A 26212-nucleotide genomic window follows, 5' to 3' on the forward strand; every position below is an offset into this window, starting at 1 on the left:
GCGGCACCTTTCACCGGTTGTGCGCGTGTCAGTCCCGCAGGTTCCGCCGTCGACCTGGTTGAGTGGCTTGCGACAGGCCTGTCTCGGCATGCCTGATTGAGGAGGGACGACTCACATCATGGCGACCCGTACGACTTCCCCCGCACGGTCCGCCGCACCAGGACGCAAGAAGAGCGCGAGCGCCACCAAGGCGAACGCGTCGCGTTCTCGCGGAAAGAGCACGGCACCACCCAAGCCACCGCTGCCGATCCGGATCGTGCGGGGCCTGTGGATGGGCACGGCGCATGTGGTCGGCGGGACCGCCCGCTCGATCGGATCCGGTGCCAAGGGACTCGACCCTGCCCACCGGCGGGACGGGCTCGCCTTCCTGCTCCTCGCGCTTGCCGTGATCGTCGCCGTCCGGGAGTGGTTCGGTCTCTCCGGGGACGCCGGTGACTGGGTGCACGCCGCTGCTGCCGGCGGGGTGGGCCTGCTGTCCGTGGTGATCCCACTGATCCTGGTCTTCCTCGCCATCCGGCTGATGCGGCATCCGGACCGCGGAGAGGTGAACGGCCGCATCACCATCGGGTTGAGCGCGATCGTGGTCTCGGTGTGTGGCCTGGTGCACGTGGCGTCGGGACTGCCCGCGCCACCGGACTGGTTCGACGTGTTCGCCGCCGGTGGCCTCATCGGGTGGGTCGCGGCCAATCCGATCTCGGCAGCCCTGACGATCTGGGTCACGATCCCGCTGCTGGTGCTGCTCGGGTTCTTCGGACTGCTGGTGGTCACGGCCACTCCGGTGGCAGCGATCCCGCGACGCTTCCGGCAAGGTCTGGACTGGATCACCGGGCAGGACGTCGATGCCGAGGTGAACGATGATGCGAGCCACGACAGTGAGGTCGCGCCCGCTGACGGTGATGATCTGGCCGCCACGGCGGTGAGCAAGCGCCGCAAACGAGCCCGCAAGGCTGGCGCCGAACCTGCCGTGGAGCCGGGTGCGTTCCACGGCGACGAGGCGTTCGAGCAGGCTGCTGAGCTTGCCCCTGACGACGCAGCACCGGCCCCGAGGCCTGGTCGCGGTGCGGCACCAGCGGCACCGCCGGAGGCTTCGGCGGAGCCGGCACCCGAGGAACTGGCTGCCCCGCCGACGGAGGCACTGCCGGCCCGGGCGGAACAGCTCGTGCTCGACCCTGGCATGACCTATACGCTTCCGGGCGACGAGACGCTGCTCCAGGGACCACCGCACAAGACCCGGTCCGCAGCGAACGACCGCGTGGTCGAGGCACTCACCGCGGTGCTCACCGACTTCGGCGTGAACGCCGAAGTGACCGGGTTCACCCGCGGTCCCACGGTCACGCGCTACGAGGTGGAGCTCGGCGCCGGCGTGAAGGTGGAACGGGTCACCGCGCTGAGCAAGAACATCGCCTATGCGGTGGCGTCGGCGGACGTGCGGATCCTCTCTCCGATCCCGGGCAAGAAGGCCATCGGTATCGAGATCCCGAACGCGGACCGCGAGACGGTGGCCCTGGGCGATGTGCTGCGTTCCGGACCGGCGCGGCGCACCGAGCACCCGATGGTGATGGGTGTGGGTAAGGATGTCGAGGGCGGCTACGTGGTGGCGAACTTGGCGAAGATGCCGCACATGCTCGTGGCTGGTGCCACTGGTGCCGGTAAGTCCTCGTTCGTGAACTCGATGATCACCTCGATCATGATGCGTGCCACTCCGGAGGAGGTCCGGATGGTGCTGGTGGACCCGAAGCGGGTCGAACTCACGATCTACGAGGGCATTCCGCACCTGATCACACCAATCATCACCAACCCGAAGAAGGCAGCCGAGGCCCTCGAATGGGTCGTTCGGGAGATGGACACCCGGTACGACGATCTGGCGACCTACGGGTACAAGCACATCGATGACTTCAACCAGGGGGTGCGTAGCGGCAAGGTGAAGCCGCTGCCGGGTAGCGAACGCACGATCACCCCCTACCCGTACCTGCTGGTGATCGTGGACGAGCTCGCCGACCTGATGATGGTGGCACCGCGTGACGTGGAGGCCTCCATCCAGCGGATCACTCAGCTCGCGCGCGCTGCGGGGATCCACCTGGTGCTCGCCACCCAGCGCCCCAGCGTCGATGTGGTGACCGGTCTGATCAAGGCGAACGTTCCCTCACGGCTGGCGTTCGCGACCTCCTCGCTTGCGGACTCGCGCGTGGTGCTCGATCAGCCCGGCGCCGAGAAGCTCATCGGACAGGGTGACGCGCTGTTCCTCCCGATGGGTGCGGCCAAGCCCATGCGTGTGCAGGGTGCCTGGGTCACCGAGTCCGAGGTGCACGCCGTGGTCGACCACGTCAAGGCTCAGCTCAAGCCGAACTATCGCGAGGACGTGGTGGTTCCGCAGGTGAAGAAGCAGGTGGACGAGGACATCGGCGACGACCTCGACCTGCTCCTGCAGGCGGCCGAGCTCGTGGTGACCACACAGTTCGGATCCACCTCGATGCTGCAGCGCAAGCTGCGTGTCGGGTTCGCCAAGGCGGGTCGCCTGATGGACCTGCTGGAGTCGCGGGAGATCGTCGGCCCCTCGGAGGGATCCAAGGCGCGCGACGTGATGGTGCAACCGGACGATCTGCCCGCGACATTGGCCACCTTGCGAGGCGAGACTCCGCCGGCCGACGCCGCCGGGTCCGCCGACGCCGCCGGGTCCGCCGAGAGTGAGCCTGCCGCTGCCGCGGGCGGTGGTGTCGTCTACGACGACGCCCACTACAGCGGGTCCCGTGGTGCGTTCGGCGACAGTGACGACTACGGCAGCGCCTATGCCGACGATGACGCCGAGGAGTCCGAGTCCGAGGACGCCTGGGCGCTCACCGACCGCCGGTGAGACGGGCCGGCTCGGGGAGCCCGAGCCGGCCGCGCAACGTGTCCGGACCATCGCCGGTGTCTAGCGCGCCCCGCCGTTGCAGCTCCGGCACGACGCCTGAGACGAACTCCTCCAACGAGGTCGGGAACAGCGCCGAGGAGATGACAAACCCGTCTGCCGCCCCGGTCTCGACGAGCTCGCAGAGATAGTCGGCCACCGTGGCCGGGCTCCCGGTGGGTTGTGGCTTGAGTTGGCTCATCGCTTGCCGAGCGGCGAGTCCGCGCACGGACAGCCCCTCCGCACGGCACGCCCGGAGCATCATGTCCTCGAAGCCGGTACTGCCGGTCGCGCCGCGGTGGGCGGTGAGGAACTGCGCCGCGTCGGCGTCCGGGTCCAGTGCGGACGGATCGGCATGCATGAGGCGGGCCAGCATGGTGAGGATCTCGTCGCCGTCGAGCAGCGACTCGAGCTCGACCAGGCGCCCTGCCGCACTCGCGTCGCTGGCCCCCAGGATCGGCTGCACCGCAGGCAGGATGCGGATCCCGTCCGGGTCGCGGCCCAGGTGCGCGGCTCGTTCACGCAGCTCGAGGCGCGTCGCGCGCATCGCCTCAGCGGTGTCAGCGACGACGAACACCAGCTCCGCCCAGGTGGCAGCGAACTCACGGCCCCGTGGCGAGGCTCCGGCCTGCATGAGGACCGGCCGACCCTGCGGGCTGCGCGGCAGGGTGAGCGGACCTCGACTGGGCAGGTCGTCGGCGATCCGATGGATGCGGGTCGGGTCGGCGAACGTGCGCGTGCTGGGGTCCAGGACGAGCGCGTCAGCGTCCCAGCCCTCCCAGAGCTGCAGCGCGGTGCGCACGACGAGGTCGGCGTGGTTGTACCTGTCTTCCTTGCCGGGGATCGACTCCCGACCGAGGTTGCGCGCTTCCGCGTCGGTCGTGGAGGTGACGATGTTCCACGCCATCCGACCGCCGGAGAGGTGGTCCAGGCTGAGCAGCGTGCGCGCGAGCAGATAGGGCGGAACGAAGGTGGTGGAGATGGTCGCTCCGAGACCGAGCCGGGTGGTCGCTGTGGCTGCGACCGCAGCGATCGTGGTCGGGTCCAGGGCGATGGTGCCCTTGCCACCGGTGCGCACGGTGGTGTCGTAGGCGCCGTGGTGGTCCTCCGGGATCGCCAGGATGTCCGGCATGAACATCATGTCGAAGCACCCTCGTTCCAAGGTGCGGGCGAGATCGGCGTAGAAGCGTGCCTGTAGCCAGTCGGTCCGGCTCAACGGGTGGCGCCAGTTCTCGGCGTACTGGCTGGTGGGCGGATTCACCATGGCCACCAGGTGCATGGGTCTCACGATCGCGGTACCACCTCGGGTTCGGGGCCGGTCGCCGCGGGGGGATCGTGACGCTCCGGGAACGTCGCGCCCGTGGACTCGGCCATCACCTCCTGCACCCCGTCGAGCCGGGAGCTGAGCTCGCTGGGGGAGAGAGTGAGCCCGTCCGGCTCTGCACCGCTGGTGAGGGAGCGCAGTGGGTAGACATGTTGTCCGCCCTCGCGGTCGACGGTCATCGGTGACCACTCCATCCCGGTCACGCGGGCGGGGCCATCGGCACGCTTGACGACGGTCGCGGTGAGGAACAGGCCGGTGGCCGTCTGCGGGACGCAACAATCGTCGTCCTGGTTGGAGATGAAGTTCCCCAACGAGTAGGCGACCCACATCCCGGAACCGTCAGGACCGCCGTCGAGTAGGGCGAACGGTTGCGGTACGTGCGGGTGCGTGCCGATCACCAGGTCCACCTGCCCGGACTCGGCCAGCGCAGCGGCGAGCGAGCGCTGGTCCGCATTGGGGCTGTGCTGGTACTCCTCACCCCAGTGCAGGGTGGCGACCACCAGGTCGGCGCCCGCCTCGCGTGCGGTCCGAGCCTGGGCGATCAGAGCCTCGGCGTCCAGGAGAGTGACGGCCCATGGCGCGTCGGCCGGGATCGGCAGGCCGTTCGTGCCATAGGTGCCGCCGACCTGCGCGACGGTGATCTGCTGCCCGGCTCGTTCCAGCCGGTACAGCTGCGGCGTGTCGGCCTCGCCGCGGCTGCGCGCGGTCCCCGCGTGGCCGAGGCCGGCCTCGTCGAAGACGTCCAGCGTGTGGGTGAGGTTGTCCAGTCCGCGGTCCAGGGAGTGGTTGGTGCCGGTGGAGCAGCCGTCCCAGCCGAGCTCCGCGAGGGTGCCGGGCAGCTCGCCCGGTGCTCCGAACAGCGGATACCCGCTGGGCTCCTCGCCAGGAAGCGCGAGGGGTACCTCCATGTTGCACAGGGCGAGGTCTGCTCCGGAGCTCCAGGCCCGCGTAGCCTCGAGCATCGGGGTGAAGTCATAGCCGTCGTCGGTGCGGGCGGTCTCGATCGGTGCGTCGTGCGGAAGCACGTCGCCGGCGGCGCCGATGGTGAAGATTGCCTCATCGTCTGCCGGGTCCGACGGATCCGCTTCGGGCGAAGTGGTCGGCGTGGCTGGTGATGTGCTGGATACCGTACTGCTCGGCGGTGCGCTCGGCTCGGCACCGGGGCCGGTCCGGTACACGTGCGTCGCCGCGCCGACGTAGGCCAGCAGCACCGTCGCGGTGAGGACGGCGGGCAGCACCCAGCTGTGCCGGCGGCGTGGTCGCATGGCTGGAGGGTAGTTGACCCTGCTGGGCAGTCTTCCGGCTGTCCACGGGTCGAGGGAGTGATGAGCCGATCGCCGCAGGTTCCCCTACCCTGGGTGGGTGACGAGCAACGCTGAGACGCCGTCGGCCCAGCCGGCCGCGCAGCTCTGGAACCTCCCGAATGTGCTCACGATGCTGCGGGTGGTGCTGGTCCCTGTGTTCGTCGTGCTGCTCTGGCAGGACTCGACCGCGGCCCGGTTGGGCGCCCTCGGTGTGTTCATCGCCGCGGCGATCACGGACAAGCTGGACGGATCGATCGCACGTAGCCGCGGGATCGTCACCAACTTCGGCAAGATCGCGGATCCGTTCGCAGACAAGCTGCTCACCGGGTCGGCGTTCGTGATGCTCTCCCTGCTCGGGGTGATTCCGTGGTGGGTGACGATCGTCATCCTGGTGCGGGAGATAGGCATCACCATCCTGCGGTTCGTGATGGTGCGACGTTCGGTGATGGCAGCCTCGAACGGTGGCAAGTTGAAGACAGTGCTCCAGGTGGTGGCCATCTGCCTGCTCCTGCTGTCTGCCACCGAGCTGTTCGGCCCCCCGCTCGGCGATGTCGTCCTGGTGACCGGGCTCGTGGTGGTGTACGCCGCCGCCGCGGTGACCGTGGTGACCGGCCTGGACTACTGCTGGCGCGCCTGGCGGATCGTGCACGACCACCAGCCATGACCGCTGCCCGAGTGATCGCCCGGGCCCGCGCCCTCGGGCGGACGGTGGCAGTGGCAGAGTCCCTCACGGCCGGCGCCGTCGCGGCACGTCTGGCGGAACCGCCAGGTGCCTCGGATGCGCTCCTCGGGGCAGTCGTGGCGTACGCGACGAGGGTGAAGCGTGAGCTTCTCGGGGTGGACGGCGAGCTCCTCGCCACCCACGGCCCGGTGCACCCCGAGGTCGCTTGGCAGATGGCCGACGGCGTCCGTCGCCTTCTCGGCTCAGACGTCGGGGTGGCCACCACGGGGGTTGCCGGGCCTGGACCGGCCGACGGGCACCCGGCCGGGACGGTGTACGTGGCTGCCGTGGCCGGCGGTCAGAACGGCGTCCCGGTGCGAGGACAGGTGCGTGGGTACCGACTTGCCGGCACACGCCCGCTGGTGCGCACCGCGACCTGCGGGCTGGCTCTTGCCGCGCTTGTTGCCGTCTTGGAATCTGATCGTGATGTGTGAGGCGTTCCACACGGCGATCCACCCCCTAGGCTGGTGGGGACGGAACAGATCGACCGGTACGCGCGTTGTACACGGTGATGATGGATATGAAGCACGACGGTGTCAGCACACCGGGGTACGGTAAGACACCAATGATGACGGCAGAGCGAGAGGAGGGACGCACCATGGTGGTTCTACGACGAGAGATCGGTGATGTCCTTCGTGGCGCTCGCCAGGGGCAGGGACGAACCCTGCGTGAGGTCTCCTCGGCCGCGCGCGTCTCGCTCGGATACCTCTCCGAGGTGGAACGCGGTCAGAAGGAAGCCTCCTCGGAGTTGCTCTCCTCCATCTGCGAGGCACTGAACATTCCGCTCTCGGTGGTGTTGCGTGAGGTCTCCGACCGCGTCGCACTCGCTGAAGGCATCGCGATCCCGGACACGATCCCGGCAGACTTCGTCAGCCAGTTCGGCCAGGAGGATCTGGCGACAGTCTGACCCGGCATCAGCCGGACAGCAGGCGACGAGAGGCACCGCCCATCGGCGGTGCCTCTCGCACGTTCGCCGGCCATTCCGGCTGCGTTCGCCGATTACTCCGGCTGACAGGCGGGGCAGTGGAAAGCGGGTCGTTCGTAGGGCGCCGCTCCGACCGGTGCGACGGCGATCGTTCCGCCACAGCGGGGGCACGCCAGGCCGGTGCGTCCGTGCACGTGCGTGGGCTGGTCACGGATCCCGGTCGCGGTGAGCGTGGGTGCGTCCGCGGAGCGGCGCATCAAGGTCGCAGCGGTGGTGAAGACGGCGTGCACGTCACCCACGTCGCAGGCCGGCCGCCACGGGCTGATCCGGTGCCGCCACAGGGTCTCCGCGAGATAGATCGTGCCGATCCCGGCGGCCACGCTCTGATCGAGCAGGACTGCGCCGATCGGACGTTCTCCCTGAGTCCGGCAGTTCCGCACTGCTTGGTCGATATCGACCTCATCTGCCATCAGGTTCGGGCCGAGACGACGTAGCAACGTGGGTTCGTCGCGGGTCGCGATCAGGTCCACCATGCCGAGGTGGTCACCGACGCAGGTCCAGGCGCGGGTGGCGATGACCGCACGGATCATCGGGCGTCGCAGTGGTTCCGGGGGTGTGAGTGTGCGCCGCACCAGCCATCGTCCGTCCATCCGCAGATGCGTGCGCAGGGTGCGACCGTCGTCGATTCGGGTGAGCAGATGTTTGCCGTAGCAGATCGTCCCGAGGCTGCGGCGTCCCACCAGGTCGGCGCCGGAGACATCGGGCCACCGCACGTCTGCACGGATCAACGGGCCGCCTGCCAATGCCGCAGTGAGTCGGCGTGCGACCCGCAGCAGCACATCACCCTCTGGCATCGGTCAACGCCGCCGAATCCGCAGGCCGCTCGGGGTGGCCAGGAAGCCCGCGTCCAGCAGAGCCTGCGCTGCCGGTGAGCTCGAACCGAGCGCGGCAGCGCCGTCGACCTTCGTCACGGTGAACCTGCCGAGCGCGCCCGCGGTGGCCATCCGCACCAGTTCCGCTGCGGCGGCGTCGAGCAGATCGATCTCCTCGGTGAAGCTCAGCACCGAACGCGCACCCCGTTCCAGGTACAGCACGGGTGCACCGTTGACGAGGACCACACTCGCCCCGACCTTGCGCCCCGGCCGGTGCGCGGAGGACGCCTCGGCCAGTCCGACCGGGTCGGGCCAGGACAGTGCAGCACCGTAGGGGTTGGCCGGGTCGGTCGCGGCGAGCAGGAGCGTGGTGCCGGGTGTCGCGGTCCCTGATGCCGTGCCGGCTGTGGAACGCAGCCGCTCGACGGCGTCAGGCAGTGCGAACTGGGCGGCTCCGAGGCCCTCCACGAAGTAGCCGCGGCGCACCTGGCCGCTTTCCTCCAGGGACGCCAGCGCGCGGTAGGCGGTACTGAACCCGCCCGGAACGGCCAGGCTCGCACTCCCTCGGGTGACCAGCCCGTCCCGGTCGAGCAGTGCCAGGGCGGCGATCGTGGCGCGCCGGGAGGTCTGAGCACGTGCCGGCACGGCGGACCACCGGCCCACCGCCGTGTCGGGTACCGGTGGTGCCGGCCGGGTGGCGCGCAGTGATCGTCCACGCGGCCGCGCACGTCTGGTGCTGCGCGTCCCAGGCCGTGGCTTGGCGCCCAGCCGAGCACGCAGCGGGGCGAGGCTGTCGTTCGTCGCGCCGGCGTCCCACACGCAGTCCCACAGGGCCGTCAGGATCTCCTCGGCCGACGGCGGCCCGTCCGGTGCGTGGGCCCCTTCGACGTCCGGGGTGGCGAGCTCGTGCCAATCGTCGCGCACTGCGGTGACCACGTCACGGAAGAACAGCCCGCCCCCGCGGGAGAGCACCTCCAGCACCCTCCGATGCACCGGGGTGGTCACCGGTTCCTTGATCGACGGCGCGAGATCGGCGACCGCGTCCGCAGGTAACAGGGCCACCAGACCGTCGGCACCCGGGCCGGAGCCGGCACCCACCCACACCACCTCACCAGAGGTGGTGAGCTCGTCGAGCATCTCCGGGGCGTAGTCGCTCACCCGGGCGGGGAGGACCAGGGACTCCCACGCGGATGCGGCGACCGGCGTACCGGCGAGCTGGTCGATCACTGTCAGCACGCCGTCGGCCCCTCGCAGCGAACGCACCTGGTGCCAGCGAGGCAGGGCGACCCCGAGCCGTTCCGGCGGGACGGCCTCCACCTCGGCACGCAGCGCCGCCAGGGAACGGCGGCGGATCCGGCGCAGCACGTCGGCGTCGCAGTAGTCCGGACCGGCCATCGCGCGACTGACCGGCGAGTGGGATTCCTGGGGGCGGAGCGTTCCGGCGGTGAGCGCGCCGCGACGGACCAGCTCGGTCAGGACCGGGTGTACCGCAGCGATGCCGATGCCGTACCACTCCGCCAGTTCTCCGGCACGGAACGGCCCATGCGTGCGGGCGTACCGTCGCACGAGGTCCTCCAACGCCCGGGGTACGGGGTCGGTGAGCGCCTCCGGCAGCCCGGTCGGGAGGGCGACACCCAGAGCGTCACGGAGACGGCCTGCGTCCTCGAGCACGGCCCAACGTGCCTCGCCGGCCACCCGCACAGGCAGCACCCGACGGGTCTGGTGCAGCGAGGTCAGCCAATCCGGCACGGCACCGGCGTCGGTGGCACGCAGGGCGAGCGACTCTGCGCCGATCGGGCCCAGCCGCCGAATCAGGTCGAGCAGCCCCTCCGGATCGCGGACCCGGGCGGCGTCGGTGCGCCATCCCACCTCGGCCTCGACGGAATCCAGCGCGTCCGGGTCGAGCAGGTCGGCGATCTCGGCGCCGTCGCCGAGCAGGTCGGCGAGCAGATCGGCGTCCAGGGTCAGGGCAGCAGCCCGGCGCTCCGCCAACGGGGTGTCTTCTCCGTAGAGGAACTGCGCCACGTAACCGAACAGCAACGACTGGGCGAACGGCGAGGGAGTTGGCGTGCTCACCTCCACCACGTGCACCTCACGACCGCGCACAGCGCGCATCAGTTCCACCAGCGCGGCTACGTCATAGTCGTCCTGCAGGCACTCGCGCACGGCTTCGAGCACCACGGGGAAGTCACCGTAGTCAGCAGCCACCGCCAGCAGCTGCGCGCTGCGCTGGCGCTGCTGCCACAACGGCTGCCGGCGGTCCGGGCGGCGCGGCGGCAGCAGCAAGGAGCGGGCAGCAGCCTCCCGGAACCGAGCGGCGAAGTGTGCTGAACCTGACAAGGCAGCGAGGGCGTCGGACTCGAGACGGTCAGGGTCGAGGAGTAGGTCGTCGAGAGTGAGGTCGCCGCTACCGCCTTCGTCCCGGGCGCGCGTGAGGAGGTCCTCGGCGCCGGCGCCACCGACCGGACCGTAGGTATCCGCCTCCAACGCCCATCCCGCATCGGTGTCCGGCAGGCGCAGCACGATGCCGTCGTCGGCGTGCATGGCAGCGACGTCCATCCCGAACCGCTCCCGCAGCCGTGCGGTGAGGATCAGCGCCCACGGGGCGTGCACCTCGGCACCGTAGGGGGAGTGGATGACCACCCGCCAGTCGCCGAGCTCGTCCCGGAAGCGTTCCACCACGAGGGTGCGATCGGTGCTGAGGCGCCCGGTGGCTTCCTCCTGGTCGCGCAGGTAGGCGAGCAGGTTCTCGGCGGCCCAGTCGTCCAGGCCCCATTCGGCCACCGACGAGGTGCTCATCCCGCTCTCGGACACCTCGCGCATCATGGCGCCGATCGCTCGGCCGAGCTCGGCTGGGCGGCCGGGGCGGTCTCCCTTCCAGAACGGCAGGCGCCCGGGTAGCCCAGGGGCGGGGGAGACGAGCACCCGGTCCGGGGTGATGTCCTCGATCCGCCACGTGCTCGAGCCCAGCGTGAAGGTGTCGCCGACCCGCGACTCGTACACCATCTCCTCATCGAGTTCCCCGACGCGTTTCCCGCCACGTGCCGACGTCTGCTCGCCGACCACGTACACCCCGTAGAGGCCCCGATCAGGGATGGTGCCCCCGCTGGTGGCGGCGAGGCGGAGCGCACCGGGGCGCCCGGTCACTGTGCCGGCGACCCGGTCCCAGGTCAGCCGAGGGCGCAGCTCGGCGAACTCCTCGCTGGGGTACCGTCCGGAGAGCATGTCGAGCACCGCCGTCAGGACTCGATCGGAGAGACCCTCGAACGGGGCAGCGCGGCGCACGACGGTGGCCAGCGCATCAACCTCCCACGTCTGCTGCGCACACATGGCGACGATCTGCTGGGCGAGCACGTCCAGCGGGTTGGCCGGCAGCTGCACCTCTTCGATCGCTCCGTCGCGCGCCCGGACGGCGGTGGTTGCCGCGGCGAGGAGATCACCGCGATGGGTGGGGAGCACCACCCCATGGGAGAGCGCACCGACCTGATGCCCGGCGCGACCGATCCGTTGCAACGCGCTGGCGACCGACGGCGGGGCGCCGACCTGAACCACCAGGTCCACTGCGCCCATGTCGATCCCGAGCTCCAGCGAGCTGGTGGCGACGACCGCGGGCAGCGTCCCGTTCTTCAGGGCCGTCTCGGTCGCGGTGCGTTCGTCCCGGCTCATCGACCCGTGGTGCGGGCGGGCGATGATGGCCTCGGGGGGCAGGTCGGGCGGCTCAGGGAGGGACGTGCCCGACTGGGCGGGAACTTCTGCGGCCCAGGCCGACCCAGGATCAAGATCACCGCCGAGGCCGAGCCGTTCGGCATGGCACTCGTTGATGCGTGCCGCGAGTCGTTCGGCGCCGCGCCGTGAGTTCGTGAACACGATGGTGGAGGTGTGGCTCGTGATCAGGTCGACCACGCGTTCGGTCACGTGCGGCCAGATCGACCCGCCGTTGCCCGTACCCGTGCGGGGGCGCCCCTCGGGAACCATCCCGGCGGCATCACCGCTGAGGTTGGGTCCGGTGGTGGATGCCGCCCCGGCGGACCCGGGCAGGTCGGCGAGGTCCGGGACCGGGACCACCACGTCGATCCGCAGCTCCTTGGACACGTGCGGCTGGACCACCCGCACCTGCCGGCCGCCGTCCTCGAGCGCGCGGGTACCGCACAGGTAGGCGGCGACGGTCTGGGCGGGCCGGACCGTCGCCGAGAGTCCGATCCGCTGTGCCGGGCGGTCCAGGAGTGCATCGAGGCGTTCCAACGAGAGCGCCAGGTGCGCTCCACGCTTGTTCCCCGCGAGGGCGTGCACCTCGTCGATGATCACTGCTTCCACGCCGCGCAGCCCCTCCCGTGCGGAGGAGGTGAGTATGAGGAAGAGCGACTCGGGTGTGGTGATCAGGATGTCCGGCGGCCTGGTCGCGAAGGAGCGGCGCTCGGCAGCGGGGGTGTCGCCGGTGCGCACACCGACCTGGACATCGTTGACCGGGGTGCCGGTGGCCGTCGCGGCCTGGGTGACGCCGACCAGCGGGGAGCGCAGGTTGCGTTCGACATCCGCCGCCAGTGCTTTCAACGGAGAGACATACAGCACCCGGCACCGGCGCGCCCGCTCACTCGGCTGTTCGGCGGTGAGCAGCCGGTCCAGGGCGGAGAGGAACGCGGCGAGCGTCTTCCCCGACCCGGTCGGCGCCACGACGAGGGCGTGTTCTCCGGAGGAGATCGCCTCCCACGCGCCCACCTGGGCGTCGGTGGGGGCGGCGAAGGCACTGGCGAACCAGGCACGGGTCGGTTCGCTGAACCTGGTGAGTACCGCCGGTGTGGTCACGTTCCTCATTGTGCCGCGTGGTACTGACATCGTCGGCCGGGAGATACCTCGGATCGGAACGGCCACGCGCCGTCGAGGGCCTCTGCGATCATGTGGGTCATGTCGCGGCTGGAGGTGTGGGAGGAACGGACCGAATGGTGGCTGGTCGCGGCAGCACTGGTGTTTCTGGGTGCCTATGCGACCCCGATCATCTGGCCCCAGATCCCCGCGGACGTGACCCGCACGTGCCACGTGGTCGTGCTGATCACCTGGGTGATCTTCTGGATCGACTATGCCGTGCGTCTGGGCCTGGCGGAGGACCGCTCCCGGTTCGTGCGCCGCAACGTCATCGATCTCGTGGCACTCGCCGTCCCGATGTTCCGGCCCTTGAGGCTGCTCGTCCTGCTCAACCTCATCACGGTGCTCAACCGAGTCGGTCTGCACACCATGCGTGGGCGAGTGGCGACGTACACGGGGTTCGGTTCGCTCGTGATGATCCTCGTTGCCGGGCTGGCGATTACCGATGCGGAGCGGGGTGCGCCAGGGTCCATGATCGGCAGCTTCGGGGACGGTCTGTGGTGGGCGGCTGTCACGGTCACCACGGTGGGCTACGGCGACATCTTTCCGGTGACGGCGGCCGGCCGGGTGATCGCTGCTGTGCTGATGGTCGGGGGGATCGCGCTGCTCGGTGTGGTGACGGCGACGCTGGCGTCCTGGCTGGTGGAGCGGGTGAGTACCGAGAACGAGCGGGTCGAGACGGCGACCCGTGCCCAGGTGGAGGCGCTCGCCGACGAGGTGCGTGCGCTGCGAGCCGAGCTGGCAACACGGTCCGAACCGCCGCCGGGGTGACCGTAGGCTGGTGGGCGTGAAGCACTCCGAGTTCCGCGCCGCGATGCAGGACATCTTTGGCGCGTATGCCGCATCGCTTGCCGAGGATCTGGTGCTGGCTCCGCTGGGGAGCCGGACTGCGAACCAGGCGCTCGCGGACGGCGAGTCCCCCGGGCGGGTGTGGGCCGCGATCTGTGAGGTCAACGAGCTGCCCGAGTCGGTGCGCTGGCATCACCGGCAGGCCCAGCACAAGCGCTGAGCGACGAGCGTTCAGCGCTGGCGCCGAGTTGCTGGTCCCACTGACGAGTTGCCGGTCAACACCCCCGGGTTGCGGGTCCGTGCCCCGGGTTGTGGGCCCTCGACGGACCGGAGCATCTCAGGAACTGGCCCTCAGAAGGGTGGCTCGAGTTCCTGATCGCCGCTGGCCGAGGACCATCCCTCGTGCATCACGATCGCGTCGCCACGACCACCTCCCGCATCCTCATATCGGCCACGGTCAGCCGGACCGACCATCACGATCGGTCGCATGGGAGTGCAGTGACTGAGCAGTCGGGTCGATCCGTCGCGCTCGCGCCGATAGCGATGGCCGCTCGGGGTGCGCCACTCGAACACACCAGGCTCCACCTGGGTCACGCCGAAGTCACCGTGGGTCTTGATCAGATGGTCGCGGGTGCACAACGGCGCCAGATTGGTGACGCTGGTGGATCCACCCCGGCGATATCGCTCCGGGTCGCGCCACTCGTCGGTGTGATCGAGCTGACAGGAACTTGCTCGATGCTCGCACCCCGGCCGGACGCAGGTTCGGTCGCGGGTGCGCACATGCTCGGCGATCGCTGTGGTGGGTCGGTACCGGGTACGGCCCACGTTCAGCACGGTCCCGGTCACAGGATCGGTGACCACGCGCCGCCAGGTACCACCGGCGGCCAACGCACGGGCCGCCGTCGGGGTGATCGGGCCGTATCCGGCGAGGATCGGTGCGGACGCGGCAGACCGGGCGGGACCATCGGAGGCCTCGGTGTCGCCCCCAGGATCCGGTGGGATCAGGTCGGCCAGGCTCACCTGCACCTGGATCTCCGGCCGCCGACCATTCTCTGTCGCGAGGGGCAGCCCGACCTCGGCCGGACCGAGGCGTCCCGTCGCCAAAGCGTGCCCACCCACGGTGGCCAGGCAGTCGAAGCGGAGCTGGTCCAGAGTTCGGTTGTCACCACGTGCTTTCGCGCCGCGCGCCGCGGCATCCAGCGCCAGGTCAAGCGTGAGCACATCGGCGGCCGGACCCTCGATCCGGAGCGAGGCGACGCCGTCGGAATGCGCGCGGGGCCGTGAGACGTGACGGTCCTGCCTTCTACGGCTCGCACGCCTCTCCGCCTCGGCTGGATCGACATCCACCAGTGCGGCGGCGACATCGTCGCGCACCTGGCGCGCCGTGCGCTCCGGCGCGCGGGGAGCACCTGCTCCTCCACCAGTTCGGCCACCTGCCACGCCACGCCGTCCAGCCCGTCGACGATCGCTGCGGCGCGCGGTAGGTCGATGAGACCAGCGGTGAGGGCATCACCGGTGCCGGTCAGCACAGTGGTCAGGGCACGAGAACGGCGCACCATGGTCTGTGCCTGGCCGCGGGGACGTCGCAGACGCAGGGACAACTCGTCGCCGGCCACATCGGCGGGTCCGCGGGTGTGATCGGCGAGATCGGGCGGCGTCATCTCCAGCTGCTCGGCGAGTGCCGCCGTCGCCTGCAGCTGGAGACCTTGCACGTGAGAGATCACTCGTTCGGCCGCGGCGACCACTTCCACGAGGGTCGTGGGGTCCAGCTCGAACAACGGGAGGCGCTGCAGCTGCGTCAGCAGGTGGGTGTCGACCACCGAGCCGGCGAGGCGTGCGTCGAGCGGGAGCCGAGCGAACTCGTCCAGCACGTCGTTGAACCGGACCTCCACCTGAGAGTGGCGCGCGCGAAGGGCCGACCGGTCACCCCCTGCCGGCTCGAACTCCTCGCGCTCCTCGTTCATGTCCAACACACTATGGGCGACCACCGACATTGCCGCAGAACGTTGCAATCCCGGGAAATCATTGGTCCGACCCGGTGCGGGCATGGCATCGTCTCGCAGGTGACTCCTGTCGACGATCGCCGCACCGCCGTCGCCGTCCGCCCCGAGCGGGCCGATGAGCGTGCCGCCGTCCTCGACGTCGTCCGGCAGGCGTTCGAGCATGCGCAAGCGGGGGAGGGAGATCGAGTCGCCGAGCTGGATCGTGCGCTCGCGATGGCCTGCACGGGAGCCGGCAGCCTCGACGCGATCAGCCTCGTAGCTGAGACCGGCGGGGCCGTGGTCGGCCAGGTCCGGCTCACTGGTGCGTGGGTGGACGCCCCGAGCCGGCTCGTCGAGGTGTGGGTGCTCAGCCCGCTCGCTGTACTCCCGACGGCGCAGGGGCGTGGGATCGGTTCGGAACTGGTGCGCGCCGCGCTCGCCGCTGGGGCGGAGGCGGGGCGTGGGCTGGTGTTCCTCGAGGGGCATCCCGGGTTCTACCCACGCCTCGGGTTCGAGCGCGCCAGCGCACTCGGATTCACAGCGCCGTCGGTGCGAATCCCGGACGTGGCATTCCAGGTGGCGCGCCTGCCCGGATATGAGGGCTGGATGAGCGGCGCCCTGGTATACCCGGACGTGTTCTGGCGCCACGACGCTGTCGGGTTGCGCTGAGTTGCGGCGGTAGTGGTGTGCACAGACCGGCGGCGGTGACCCCTCCCGTCACCGCCGCCGGGGTTTTGTGGACCGGACTCAGCCGGTGCCTGTCTCCTCCGGTGCGGACTGGTCGTCGGTGGCCTCGGATCGCTCCGGTTCGCCCGTGGAATCCTCGGTGGTCTCCGGCGCCGCGTCGGAGCCGGCGGAGGGTGCGTCACCATCCGGCAGGGGAGTGAGCGATGGCAACGGCCACTGGGGTTGCCGTACGTCAGTCTCGTCCCAGCTCCACGAGCCATCCGGTTCCGGGATCAGCCGGGCGGGTGCGATCGTTCGGTACGGAAACACGTTCAGCGCAGAACCGTCGTCCAGCGCCGCGAGCGGCACCCCCGAGATCGGAGTGCCGGCCCCGTCTTCCGCCCAGCTCTCCCAGTCGCCACCTTCGGGCTGGAGAATGATCGGATTCCCATCCTGGTCGACGATCTGAGCTGCTTCGATGGGCTGGCCGTCCGTGCCGTACACGAACAGGTTGTCGACACGCTCGCCGTCGACGACCACGCCTGATGAGGCCAGCTGCTCGGCCGCAGCGGTCCCGTCGTCATAGCCCATCTCGTAGGTGGCAGACCGTAGTGCGGAGTCGTGGATGCTGGCGGCTCGCTGGATCCCGGTCAGTACCGGCAACGCGACCAGGAGCGCGAAGACGCTCGCCGCGTACCCTGTCCAGCGCAGGCCGGGTCCACGCCCGATCGCGCCGCGTCCCCACTGCACGCTCAGCACCACGAAGCCGATGAGCAGCAGCCAGAACAGGTTGCCGTCAGGAAAGACCTCCCATGCCTGGCCGAGCAGCAGGCTTGCTACCTGGAAGAGCAGCCACCCCCGCAGAACCCACCACACAGGCCGCAGATCACGGACCATGGGTCCGATCGCCGTCAGGATCTTGTGACGTGCGACGAAGGCGGACCACCTCCCCTGCAGCGAGCGGCCGCCGTCGGCGATCGCCTGGGCGAGCGTGCGACGCCCTGAGCGGCCTGGTTCCGGTGGCGCGATGCCGGCCGCGTCGCGCATCTCGGCGGCGTACGCACCCGGGTCGCCGAACCGTCGTGCCATGTCGGCCGGACTCATCCGCGCCAGCTCCTCCGGCGACAACCGGTCGGCGAGGGAGTCGGTCAGGTCGGCCTCCAGGCCGCCGGTGAGCTCGTCGAGGGTCTCGGGCTGCAGATCGTTCAGGTGCTCGCGCACCGCACGGGCGTAGGCCCCGACGGCGTTCGTCGCCCCGGTCTCGGTGGTGTCGGTGGTCGTGGACATCAGGATGCCTCCGCCAGGTCGAGAAGATCGGTCATCGTGCGTTCGAACTCGCGCCACTGCTTGGACTGGAGCTCCAACGACGCTCGTCCTTGAGCCGTGATTCCGTAGTACTTGCGGTGCGGCCCCTCCTCAGAGGGGACGACGTAGCTGGTGAGCGCTCCAGAGGCGTACAGCCGGCGCAGCGTCCCGTAGACGGAGGCGTCTCCGACGTCGGTGAGGCCGCTGGCGCGCAGGCGGCGCAGCACGTCGTAGCCGTACCCGTCCTCGCGGGAGACGACGGCGAGCACCGCGACGTCGAGCACTCCTCTCAACAGTTGTGTGGTGTCCATCCGAGCCCCTTCGTTCGTGGGGAGCGGTCCCGCGCCGATTCCCCTTCTGTCCTCCGCACACTACAACGCGTAGCGCAGTAGTGCGCAGAGAACAGGGATAGATGTTCCGGCGTGTCGGGCGTGCCGTGCACGAATCGAACAACCGTTCGTTTAGTCTGTGCACAGACGCAAGGACGGTGCCGCGTCGTCCACAGCCAGTGGGCGAGGCGAACCGGATGTCGGTGGTCGGACATAGCCTGCGTTCGAGGTTGCCGCCCGGAGAGGGCGGGTCCCTGAAAAGACCAGTCCCATCCGAGAACGAGGCGGATCGCCGCCCATCAGACGAAGAAGGTGAACCATGGCTGCTCCAGCAGCAGATCGCAGCAAGGCTCTCGACGCCGCGCTCGCGCAGATCGATCGGAACTTCGGCAAGGGCTCGGTGATGCGCCTCGGGGACGACACCCGCCCCCCGGTCGCGGTGATTCCCACCGGATCCATCGCACTGGATGTCGCACTCGGCGTCGGTGGCCTGCCCCGCGGACGAGTCATCGAGGTCTATGGTCCGGAGTCCTCCGGTAAGACCACGGTTGCCCTGCACGCGGTGGCGAACGCCCAGAAGAACGGCGGGATCGCCGCCTTCATCGATGCCGAGCACGCGCTCGACCCCGAGTACGCGAAGAAGCTCGGCGTGGACACCGACGCGCTCCTGGTCTCCCAGCCGGACACCGGTGAGCAGGCGCTCGAGATCATGGACATGCTGATCCGCTCCGGCGCGCTGGACATCATCGTGATCGACTCCGTGGCGGCGCTCGTGCCGAAGGCGGAGATCGAGGGTGAGATGGGCGACAGCCACGTCGGCCTGCAGGCACGGCTGATGTCGCAGGCGCTGCGCAAGATCAGCGGTGCACTGAGTTCCTCGGGCACGACGGCGATCTTCATCAACCAGCTTCGCGAGAAGATCGGGGTGTTCTTCGGTTCGCCGGAGACCACCACCGGCGGTAAGGCGCTGAAGTTCTATGCCTCGGTTCGTATGGACATCCGCCGTATCGAGACGCTCAAGGAGGGGACCGACTCGGTCGGTAACCGAACCCGGGTGAAGGTGGTCAAGAACAAGATGGCCCCGCCGTTCAAGCAGGCCGAGTTCGACATCATCTACGGCGTGGGAATCTCCCGCGAGGGCAGCCTCATCGATCTCGGCGTCGAGCACGGCATCGTCCGTAAGTCCGGCGCCTGGTACACCTACGAGGGCGATCAGCTCGGGCAGGGCAAGGAGAACTCGCGCCGCTTCCTTAAGGACAATCCTGAGCTGGCCGTGGAGATCGAAGAGAAGATCAAGACCAAGCTCGGCATCGGTGTGAAGTTGGAGGCCGTTCCGGAGGTCGGAGAGGCCGCGGAAGCGATCGACTTCTAGGACTCTGGTCGAGCCGCTCTGGCGGCAGGTCGCGACTTGTCCGCACCGCCGTCGATTCCTGACGGCGGTGCGGGTGTTCTCGAAGGCCGTGCCGACCGCTCGAGAGTGGTCGAGGTGAGTGAGGTGGATCAGTGATGAACAACGCCCGACGGCGGTCCTCCCGGGTGCAGGAGCCGCCCGAGACGGGTGCGGCTGCTGTGGATGCCGAGCCTGCCCCGGAGGAGGTAGCGCGCACGATCGCACTGCGCAAGCTGAACGCAGCGCCACAGTCGCGTGCGCAGCTCGCCGAGGCCATGGCGAAGCGAGACGTCCCTGGCCCGATCATCGAGAAGGTGCTCGACCGGTTCTCCGAGGTCGGGCTCGTCGACGATGCTGCCTACGCAGAGATGCTGGTGCGGAGCAAGCACAACGAACGGGGCCTGGCGCGCCGAGCGCTCGCCCAGGAACTGCGCCGCAAGGGGATCGAGGGCGATGTTGCCGACGCGGCCCTGGAGACGGTGCAGCCCGAGGACGAGCACGAGCGGGCGCGTGAGCTGGTCCGGCGCAAGGCACGTAGCACTACCGGCCTGGACCATCAGAAGCGACGGCGACGGTTGGTGAGCATGCTTGCCCGGAAGGGGTACGGGCCGTCGGTGGCGCTCGGAGCGGTCGATGACGTACTGGCGAGCGGAGGCACGGGCGCCGACGATCCCGATCTCTTCGGGCCTGAGGACTTCTTGGATGCGCCCTGACAGCCGCCGAGACCCGGACGCGTGCGGGCTTAGCCCTAACCGCCTGTGGCCTCCCCGCGAGTGTCCGCCGTACCGGCCAGGCCGGTGGTGATGCCGACCCCGGGGGCCTGCTTGCCGGCGGTGCCCGTTCGCCCACCGATCCGGCGGGCCAATCGCCCAGCGAGCCATGACAACACGATGTTGATCACGATGAACATCACGGCCGCGACGGCAAAGGCCTGCAGGATGGGGAATGGAGCGTCGGACCCGATGAGTCGAGCCGAGCGGAGCAGTTCGGGATAGGTGATGATGTAGCCCAGTGCCGTGTCCTTGAGGATCACCACGAACTGGCTGATCAGGGACGGCAGCATCGCGATCAGCGCCTGGGGCAGCTCGACGGAGCGCAGTGACTGACCGCGTGTCATGCCGATCGCCAGGGCTGCCTCACCCTGGCCCTTGGCCAGTCCGTGCACACCGGAACGCACCAGCTCGGCGATGATCGAGCCGTTGTAGAGAGTCAGCCCGATCACCACGCCGAAGAGCGGCGCATCCTCGGGCGTGATGTTCAGCACGAGCGCCGCGGTGAACCAGCCGGCGATCATCATGATGAGCACGGGAACGGCCCGGAAGAACTCCACGATGAGGCTGCAGAAGCCGCGGATCAGTGGGTTCGAGGCCAGCCGTCCGACACCGAACAGCAGGCCGAAGACCATGGCGAGTACGATCGAATACGCCGCCGCGGTCAACGTGTTCTGCAGTCCGGGCAGGAAGTAGAACTGCCACGTGTCGGGCTCGATCATCACGGCCCATTTGGCTGCGTCGAACTGGCCCTTCTCCGCCATCTGGACGATTGCCCAGGCCAGGATTCCGAGGACAAGGATCGTCCCTGCGATGTTGCCGTAGACGATATTGCGCCGCGCCTTGGGACCGGGGGCGTCGAACAGGACTGATTGCGCGCTCATCGTGACACCGCCAGACGCCGGGAGAGGTAGGTGGTCAGGAGGCCGACGGGGACCACGATGATCACGAACCCGGCCGCGATCGTGAGGAAGATGGGGACGACGTAGTTCGCGTCGTTCTCGATCATCTCGGCCATCAGCACTGCGACTTCATTGTTGGAGGCTGCTGCGGCGACGGTGCTGTTCTTGATCAGTGCGATGAGGGTGTTGCCGAGCGGTGCGATGGCCCCACGGAATGCCTGCGGCAGGATCACCAGGCGCGCTGCAGGCAGGAACGATAGACCGATCGCGCGAGCAGCCTCGGCCTGCCCGACTGGCACCGTGTTCACGCCGGATCGGATCGACTCGGTCACGAACGAGGCGTGGTAAATCGTCAGCGCGAGCACGGCGAGCCAGAAGAAGTTCGTGGTGAAGTCGTCCGCGAACTGGACCCCCAGCTGCGGCCACAGCACCAGGATCCCGGATGCCATCACGATGGTCAGCGGGGTGTTCCGCACGAGGTTGACGTATCCCGCACCCGCCAGCTGCAACGACGGAACCGGAGAGATACGCATCATCGCCAGGACGGTGCCGAGCACGAACGCGAAGATGGCCGCGAAGAACGTCAGCTTGAGATTGACCCAGTAGGCGCCCGCGATGTCGTAGTTGGAGAGCACCTCGAGGAAGTCGCTCACCGGCACACCACCTTCACCTCTCTTGCGCCCCGCGTGCACGGGGCGCTTTGGCAGATCGGATGCCCGGGGGCGGGCCGGCAAGGCCCGCCCCCGAGCATCATCGGGTCAGGACGCGCAGCCGCGCATCTCCGGCGGGTTCAGATCAGCATTCGGGGTGTACCCGGTGCCTTCGGTGTTCGCGGTTACCGCTGCCTCCCAGGAGCCGTCGTCGATCATCGCCTGGATAGCGGCGTTGATGTCCTCACACAGGTCTGAGCCGTTGGGAAGGCCGACGCCGTAGTTCTCCTCGGAGAAGGGGCTGCCTGCGACCTGGAGGCTGCCGCTGCCCTCGGCCGCGGCGAGACCGGCCAGGATGATGTCATCGGTGGTGACGGCGTCCACCTGGCCGCCGGTGAGGAACTGGATGCACTCCGAGTACCCGGGCTGCTCGATGAGGTTTGCGCCCGCCGCGTACTCGTCCACCACGCGCTGGGCGGACGTGGACCCCGAGACCGAGCACAGGTTGAGGTCATCGAGTGACTCCGGACCGGTGATGGCGCCCTCGTCCTCGGACCGGATGAGCAGGTCCTGACCGGCCACGAAGTACGGGCCGGCGAAGTCCACGGCCTCGTCGCGCTCGTCGGTGATCGAGTAGGTGGCGAAGATCATGTCCACCTGGCCGTTCTGCAGCATGGTCTCGCGCTGGGCGGACGGCGCCTCGACGAACTCGATCTGGTCGGCGGAGTACCCGAGCTGCTCGGTCACGTAGTGCGCGACGTCGACGTCGAATCCGGTGTACTCGCCACCGTCCTGGTAGCCGAGCCCTGGCTGGTCGAACTTGATGCCGATGCGAAGGGTCTCGCCGTCGCCGCCGTCCTCTCCGCCGTCTTCTCCACCGTCGTCGGTCATCTCCTCGCCGCCGGTGTCTCCGGTGTCCTCCGGTGCGCCGGGTTCAGACGTTCCGCAGGCAGCAAGAGTAAGCGCCCCCACAGCGGCGAACGCCGCCAGCGCTACGCGTGTGCTCTTCATGATTCTCCTTAGGGTTGTGCGGGAGTGGTCGGCGAACCTGAGGGTTTCTCGAGGTCCGGCGTGGTCAGTGCGCCAGGATCTTGCCGAGGAAGTCCTGAGCGCGATGGCTCTGCGGGTTGGTGAAGAACGTCTCCGGATCGGCCTCTTCGACGATCTGTCCGTCCGCCATGAAGATCACCCGATCGGCGGCCTTGCGGGCGAAGCCCATCTCGTGGGTGACCACCACCATGGTCATCCCCTCCTTCGCGAGCCCCACCATCGTGTCCAGCACCTCGTTCACCATCTCGGGGTCCAGGGCGGACGTCGGTTCGTCGAACAAGAGCACCTTCGGCTCCATCGCCAGCGCACGTGCGATCGCGACACGCTGCTGCTGGCCACCGGAGAGCTGTGCGGGAAGCTTCTCGGCCTGGTTGGCCACCCCGACCCGGTCCAGCAACTCCATGGCGCGCTTCTTCGCTGTCGCCGGCTTCATCCGTTTGACCTTGATCGGCCCGAGCGTGACGTTCTCGAGGATCGTCTTGTGCGCGAACAGGTTGAAAGACTGGAACACCATGCCCACGTCGGCTCGCAGCCGTGCCAGGGCCTTGCCCTCATCGGGAAGAGCCACGCCGTCGAGAGTGATCGAGCCGGAGTCAATTGGTTCGAGGCGGTTGATCGCCCGGCACAGGGTCGACTTGCCGGAGCCTGACGGCCCGATCACGACCATCACCTCGCCCCGGTGCACGGTGACATCGATGTCCTTCAGGACGTGCAGCGCGCCGAAGTGCTTGTTCACGTTCTCCAGCACCACGAGCGGCTCACCGGAGTGCGCAGGGATCTCGCCGTCGGGTGTGATCGGGTTCACGGAACTGTCGGTCATAGACGCAACCTAACCTCATTATGTGACGCGAGCGAGGCACGCGAGTCACAGAACGGAAACGATCCGTCCACTTGATCCGCGACCGCGCGGACACCTCCCACTGTGCCCCAAAGATTCGTGGGCCGCGAGATGTCACGGTGAACACCGTAGAATCTCCCCGCGTGAGTACCGAACTGGATGGGCCACGCACCTACATGGTGCGCACGCTCGGCTGCCAGATGAACGTGCACGACTCCGAGCGGATGGCCGGCCTCCTCGAGGACGCTGGTTATGTGGCGGCTCAGACCCGTGGTGCCGGCTCCCTGATGGCCGAGGCTGCAGGAGCCGACGTCGTCGTGATCAACACCTGCGCCGTCCGGGAGAACGCCTCGGACCGCCTGTACGGCAACCTCGGCCAGCTCGCCAGCCTGAAGAAGACGAACCCCCACCTGCAGATCGCCGTCGGCGGCTGCCTGGCCCAGCAGGACAAGGGCGGCATCGTCGACCGTGCCCCCTGGGTGGACGTCGTCTTCGGCACCCACAACATCGACGTGCTGCCCGCGATGCTGGAACGTGCCCGGCACAACGAGACGGCGCAGGTGGAGCTGGAGGAGTCGCTGAAGACCTTCCCCTCCACGCTGCCCACCCGGCGGGAGAGCGCCTACGCGGCATGGGTGTCCATCTCGGTGGGGTGCAACAACACCTGCACGTTCTGCATCGTGCCGCACCTGCGCGGGAAAGAACGCGACCGCCGTCCTGGCGACGTCCTCGCCGAGGTAGAGGCCGTCGTCGCGCAGGGGGCCATCGAGGTGACCCTGCTCGGCCAGAACGTCAACTCCTACGGCGTGGGCTTCGGCGACCGTGGCGCCTTCGCCAAGCTGCTGCGCGCCACCGGCCGGATCGAGGGCCTGGAACGCATCCGGTTCACCTCCCCGCACCCGGCCGCCTTCACCGACGACGTGATCGACGCCATGGCCGACACCCCGAACGTGATGCCGCAGCTGCACATGCCGCTGCAGTCCGGCTCCGACCGGGTGCTGCGCGCGATGCGCCGCTCCTACCGCAGCGCGAAGTTCCTCGGCATCCTGGACCGGGTCCGCGAGGCGATTCCGCACGCCGCCATCACCACCGACATCATCGTCGGCTTCCCCGGGGAGACCGAGGAGGACTTCCAGGCCACCCTGGACGTCGTCGAGGCCTCCCGCTTCTCCAGCGCGTTCACCTTCCAGTACTCCCCGCGCCCGGGCACGCCCGCCGCCGACCTGCCCGATCAGGTGCCTGCCGATGTTGTGGCCGAACGGTATCGCCGGCTGGACGCCCTGCAGGAACGGATCTGCGAGGAGGAGAACGCCGCGCAGGTGGGCCGCACCGTGGACGTGCTGATCTCCGAGAGTGAAGGGCGCAAGGACACCGCGACGCAGCGCCTGTCCGGCCGTGCCGAGGACAACCGCCTCGTGCACGTCGGGCTCCCCGAGCACGTGGCCCACCTCCCGGAGGCCGAGCGCCCCCGCCCCGGTGACATGGTCACCGCCACCGTGACTCGCTCCGCGCCGTACCACCTGATCGCTGATTCCGGTCTGGACGGCGGCACCTTCGCGGTGCGCCGCACTCGTGCCGGGGACGCGTGGCAGGCGCGGAAGGAGGGCGGCCACAGCCACGCCCCTGCTGGAGGGCCCGACGGCGCAGCTGCTGCAGGTGGACCGGTCACCCTCGGTATGCCCTCGCTCCGGCGCTGAGCGGTGCCAGAGTTCGTGCCGTCCCCTGTCCGCGATGCCGAAGAGCCGCCCGTGGTGGCCGTGGTCGGCCCCACCGCCACCGGGAAGTCCGACCTCGCGCTCGACCTCGCCGCGGCGCTGGACGCAGAGATCATCAACGCCGACGCCATGCAGCTCTACCGCGGCATGGACATCGGCACCGCGAAACTGTCTGTGCACCAGCGCCGCGGGATCGCGCACCACCAGCTCGACGTGCTGGAGGTGACCGAGGAGGCCAGCGTCGCCACCTATCAATCCCACGCCCGCGCGGACCTGCGGGCGTGCCGGGAGCGAGGCTGCGCCGTCGTGGTGGTCGGCGGTTCCGGCCTGTACGTGCGAGCCCTGCTGGACCGAATCGATTTCCCCGGTACCGACCCCGACGTGCGCGCCGCCTGGGAGGAACGCGCCGCCGCAGAGGGCCCTGGCCTGCTGCACGAGGAGCTCGCCCGGCGCGACCCGGAGGCCGCGGCGCGGATCGACCGGGCCAACACTCGCCGGATCGTGCGCGCCCTGGAGGTCATCGAGATCACCGGACGTCCGTTCTCGGCCAACCTGCCCGACCACACCTACGAGATTCCCGCCACCCAGATCGGCCTCGACCTGCCCGCCGATGAGCTCGATGCCCGGATCGAGTGGCGGGCGCAGCAGATGTTCGCTGACGGCCTGGCCGCCGAGACCGAGCTTCTCCTCGACGAGGGCCTGGAGGAGGGGCGTACCGCCTCCCGCGCCGTCGGCTATGCCCAGGCCATCGCCTGGCTCCGCGGTGAGATCACCGAGGCCGACGCGATCGAGAGTACGGCGCTGGCCACCCGGCAGCTTGCCAGGCGGCAGCGCAAGTGGTTCCGTCGCGACCCGCGCCTCACCTGGCTCGACCCCTCCCACACCCGGGACCGGCAGGAGCTGCTCGCGCGGGCACGTACGCTCGTGGGGTGA

At 69.2% G+C, this 26212-nt stretch carries 22 protein-coding genes; 11 read left to right on the plus strand and 11 right to left on the minus strand.

Features of this window, described 5'->3' with window-relative positions; all coding sequences use genetic code 11:
• Positions 1 to 118: 118 nt before the first annotated feature.
• Positions 119 to 2851 (plus strand): FtsK/SpoIIIE family DNA translocase, encoded by a 2733-nt coding sequence (locus BLU77_RS04410; protein WP_089771869.1) that lies wholly within the window; start codon positions 119 to 121, stop codon positions 2849 to 2851.
• Here the strand turns inward: BLU77_RS04410 and BLU77_RS04415 are convergent.
• Positions 2835 to 4166 (minus strand): NtaA/DmoA family FMN-dependent monooxygenase, encoded by a 1332-nt coding sequence (locus BLU77_RS04415; protein ID WP_089771870.1) that lies wholly within the window; start codon positions 4164 to 4166, stop codon positions 2835 to 2837. The two genes, BLU77_RS04410 and BLU77_RS04415, sit on opposite strands and share 17 nt — an antisense overlap.
• Positions 4167 to 4171: 5 nt before the next feature.
• Positions 4172 to 5476: a CapA family protein gene (locus tag BLU77_RS04420; RefSeq protein WP_245708661.1), complete on the minus strand. Its 1305-nt coding sequence runs from the start codon at positions 5474 to 5476 to the stop codon at positions 4172 to 4174.
• Positions 5477 to 5573: 97 nt separating this feature from the next.
• Here BLU77_RS04420 and pgsA point away from each other — a divergent pair, with 97 nt between their 5' ends.
• The 3 genes from pgsA (at position 5574) to BLU77_RS04435 (ending at position 7143) form a co-directional block, all read left to right on the plus strand.
• Positions 5574 to 6179, plus strand: coding sequence for a CDP-diacylglycerol--glycerol-3-phosphate 3-phosphatidyltransferase (gene pgsA / locus BLU77_RS04425; protein ID WP_089771871.1), 606 nt, complete (start codon positions 5574 to 5576; stop codon positions 6177 to 6179).
• Entirely contained in the window at positions 6176 to 6670 is a 495-nt protein-coding gene (locus tag BLU77_RS04430; protein ID WP_089771872.1) for a CinA family protein, read from the plus strand. The genes pgsA and BLU77_RS04430 overlap by 4 nt, the downstream gene beginning before the upstream one ends.
• Before the next feature lie 164 nt (positions 6671 to 6834).
• Complete coding sequence (locus BLU77_RS04435) at positions 6835 to 7143, plus strand: helix-turn-helix domain-containing protein (protein ID WP_089772966.1); 309 nt, start codon at positions 6835 to 6837, stop codon at positions 7141 to 7143.
• A gap of 92 nt (positions 7144 to 7235) precedes the next feature.
• Here the strand turns inward: BLU77_RS04435 and BLU77_RS04440 are convergent, their stop codons facing one another.
• On the minus strand, positions 7236 to 8015 hold the full coding sequence (locus BLU77_RS04440) for a DNA-formamidopyrimidine glycosylase family protein (protein WP_089771873.1): 780 nt from the start codon (positions 8013 to 8015) through the stop codon (positions 7236 to 7238).
• Between the two features lie 3 nt (positions 8016 to 8018).
• Complete coding sequence (locus tag BLU77_RS04445) at positions 8019 to 12845, minus strand: DEAD/DEAH box helicase (RefSeq protein WP_089771874.1); 4827 nt, start codon at positions 12843 to 12845, stop codon at positions 8019 to 8021.
• Positions 12846 to 12935: 90 nt separating this feature from the next.
• On the opposite strand from BLU77_RS04445, the gene BLU77_RS04450 reads away from it, so the two are divergent.
• Both BLU77_RS04450 and BLU77_RS04455 read left to right on the plus strand, forming a co-directional pair.
• Positions 12936 to 13664, plus strand: coding sequence for a potassium channel family protein (locus tag BLU77_RS04450; protein ID WP_217632359.1), 729 nt, complete (start codon positions 12936 to 12938; stop codon positions 13662 to 13664).
• 16 nt (positions 13665 to 13680) lie between these two features.
• Entirely contained in the window at positions 13681 to 13902 is a 222-nt protein-coding gene (locus tag BLU77_RS04455; RefSeq protein WP_089772967.1) for a DUF3046 domain-containing protein, read from the plus strand.
• Between the two features lie 131 nt (positions 13903 to 14033).
• Here the strand turns inward: BLU77_RS04455 and BLU77_RS23165 are convergent, their stop codons facing one another.
• Entirely contained in the window at positions 14034 to 15122 is a 1089-nt protein-coding gene (locus BLU77_RS23165; protein ID WP_425441205.1) for an HNH endonuclease signature motif containing protein, read from the minus strand.
• Positions 15123 to 15745: 623 nt separating this feature from the next.
• On the opposite strand from BLU77_RS23165, the gene BLU77_RS04470 reads away from it, so the two are divergent.
• Positions 15746 to 16333: a GNAT family N-acetyltransferase gene (locus tag BLU77_RS04470; protein WP_245708663.1), complete on the plus strand. Its 588-nt coding sequence runs from the start codon at positions 15746 to 15748 to the stop codon at positions 16331 to 16333.
• Between the two features lie 78 nt (positions 16334 to 16411).
• On the opposite strand, the gene BLU77_RS04475 is transcribed toward BLU77_RS04470, so the two are convergent.
• Both BLU77_RS04475 and BLU77_RS04480 read right to left on the minus strand, forming a co-directional pair.
• Positions 16412 to 17617 (minus strand): hypothetical protein, encoded by a 1206-nt coding sequence (locus BLU77_RS04475; RefSeq protein ID WP_089771879.1) that lies wholly within the window; start codon positions 17615 to 17617, stop codon positions 16412 to 16414.
• Positions 17617 to 17946: a PadR family transcriptional regulator gene (locus BLU77_RS04480; RefSeq protein ID WP_089771880.1), complete on the minus strand. Its 330-nt coding sequence runs from the start codon at positions 17944 to 17946 to the stop codon at positions 17617 to 17619. Before BLU77_RS04480 ends, BLU77_RS04475 begins: the two co-directional genes overlap by 1 nt.
• A gap of 337 nt (positions 17947 to 18283) precedes the next feature.
• On the opposite strand from BLU77_RS04480, the gene recA reads away from it, so the two are divergent.
• Both recA and BLU77_RS04490 read left to right on the plus strand, forming a co-directional pair.
• Positions 18284 to 19336, plus strand: coding sequence for a recombinase RecA (recA, locus tag BLU77_RS04485; protein ID WP_089771881.1), 1053 nt, complete (start codon positions 18284 to 18286; stop codon positions 19334 to 19336).
• Positions 19337 to 19470: 134 nt separating this feature from the next.
• Positions 19471 to 20067 carry a regulatory protein RecX gene (locus tag BLU77_RS04490; protein ID WP_089771882.1) on the plus strand — a complete coding sequence of 199 codons (597 nt, stop codon included), beginning with the start codon at positions 19471 to 19473 and terminating at the stop codon, positions 20065 to 20067.
• Positions 20068 to 20102: 35 nt separating this feature from the next.
• Here BLU77_RS04490 and BLU77_RS04495 read toward each other — a convergent pair whose 3' ends face one another.
• The 4 genes from BLU77_RS04495 to BLU77_RS04510 all read right to left on the minus strand — a co-directional run bounded on the left by BLU77_RS04495 (position 20103) and on the right by BLU77_RS04510 (position 23546).
• Positions 20103 to 21008, minus strand: a complete 906-nt coding sequence (locus tag BLU77_RS04495) for an amino acid ABC transporter permease (protein WP_089771883.1) — start codon at positions 21006 to 21008, stop codon at positions 20103 to 20105.
• Complete coding sequence (locus BLU77_RS04500; RefSeq protein ID WP_089772968.1) at positions 21005 to 21679, minus strand: amino acid ABC transporter permease; 675 nt, start codon at positions 21677 to 21679, stop codon at positions 21005 to 21007. Before BLU77_RS04500 ends, BLU77_RS04495 begins: the two co-directional genes overlap by 4 nt.
• A gap of 105 nt (positions 21680 to 21784) precedes the next feature.
• Entirely contained in the window at positions 21785 to 22687 is a 903-nt protein-coding gene (locus tag BLU77_RS04505) for a glutamate ABC transporter substrate-binding protein (RefSeq protein WP_089771884.1), read from the minus strand.
• 64 nt (positions 22688 to 22751) lie between these two features.
• The gene (locus tag BLU77_RS04510; RefSeq protein ID WP_175476934.1) at positions 22752 to 23546 is read right to left on the minus strand and encodes an amino acid ABC transporter ATP-binding protein; all 795 of its coding nucleotides are present in this window, start codon (positions 23544 to 23546) and stop codon (positions 22752 to 22754) included.
• A 194-nt stretch (positions 23547 to 23740) separates the two neighbouring features.
• Between BLU77_RS04510 and miaB the strand changes: the two genes are divergently transcribed.
• Both miaB and miaA read left to right on the plus strand, forming a co-directional pair.
• Entirely contained in the window at positions 23741 to 25261 is a 1521-nt protein-coding gene (gene miaB, locus BLU77_RS04515; RefSeq protein WP_089772970.1) for a tRNA (N6-isopentenyl adenosine(37)-C2)-methylthiotransferase MiaB, read from the plus strand.
• Positions 25262 to 25276: 15 nt separating this feature from the next.
• Positions 25277 to 26212 carry a tRNA (adenosine(37)-N6)-dimethylallyltransferase MiaA gene (gene miaA / locus BLU77_RS04520; protein ID WP_245708664.1) on the plus strand — a complete coding sequence of 312 codons (936 nt, stop codon included), beginning with the start codon at positions 25277 to 25279 and terminating at the stop codon, positions 26210 to 26212.

The sequence above is a fragment of the Ruania alba genome (assembly GCF_900105765.1).
Classification (GTDB): domain Bacteria; phylum Actinomycetota; class Actinomycetes; order Actinomycetales; family Beutenbergiaceae; genus Ruania; species Ruania alba.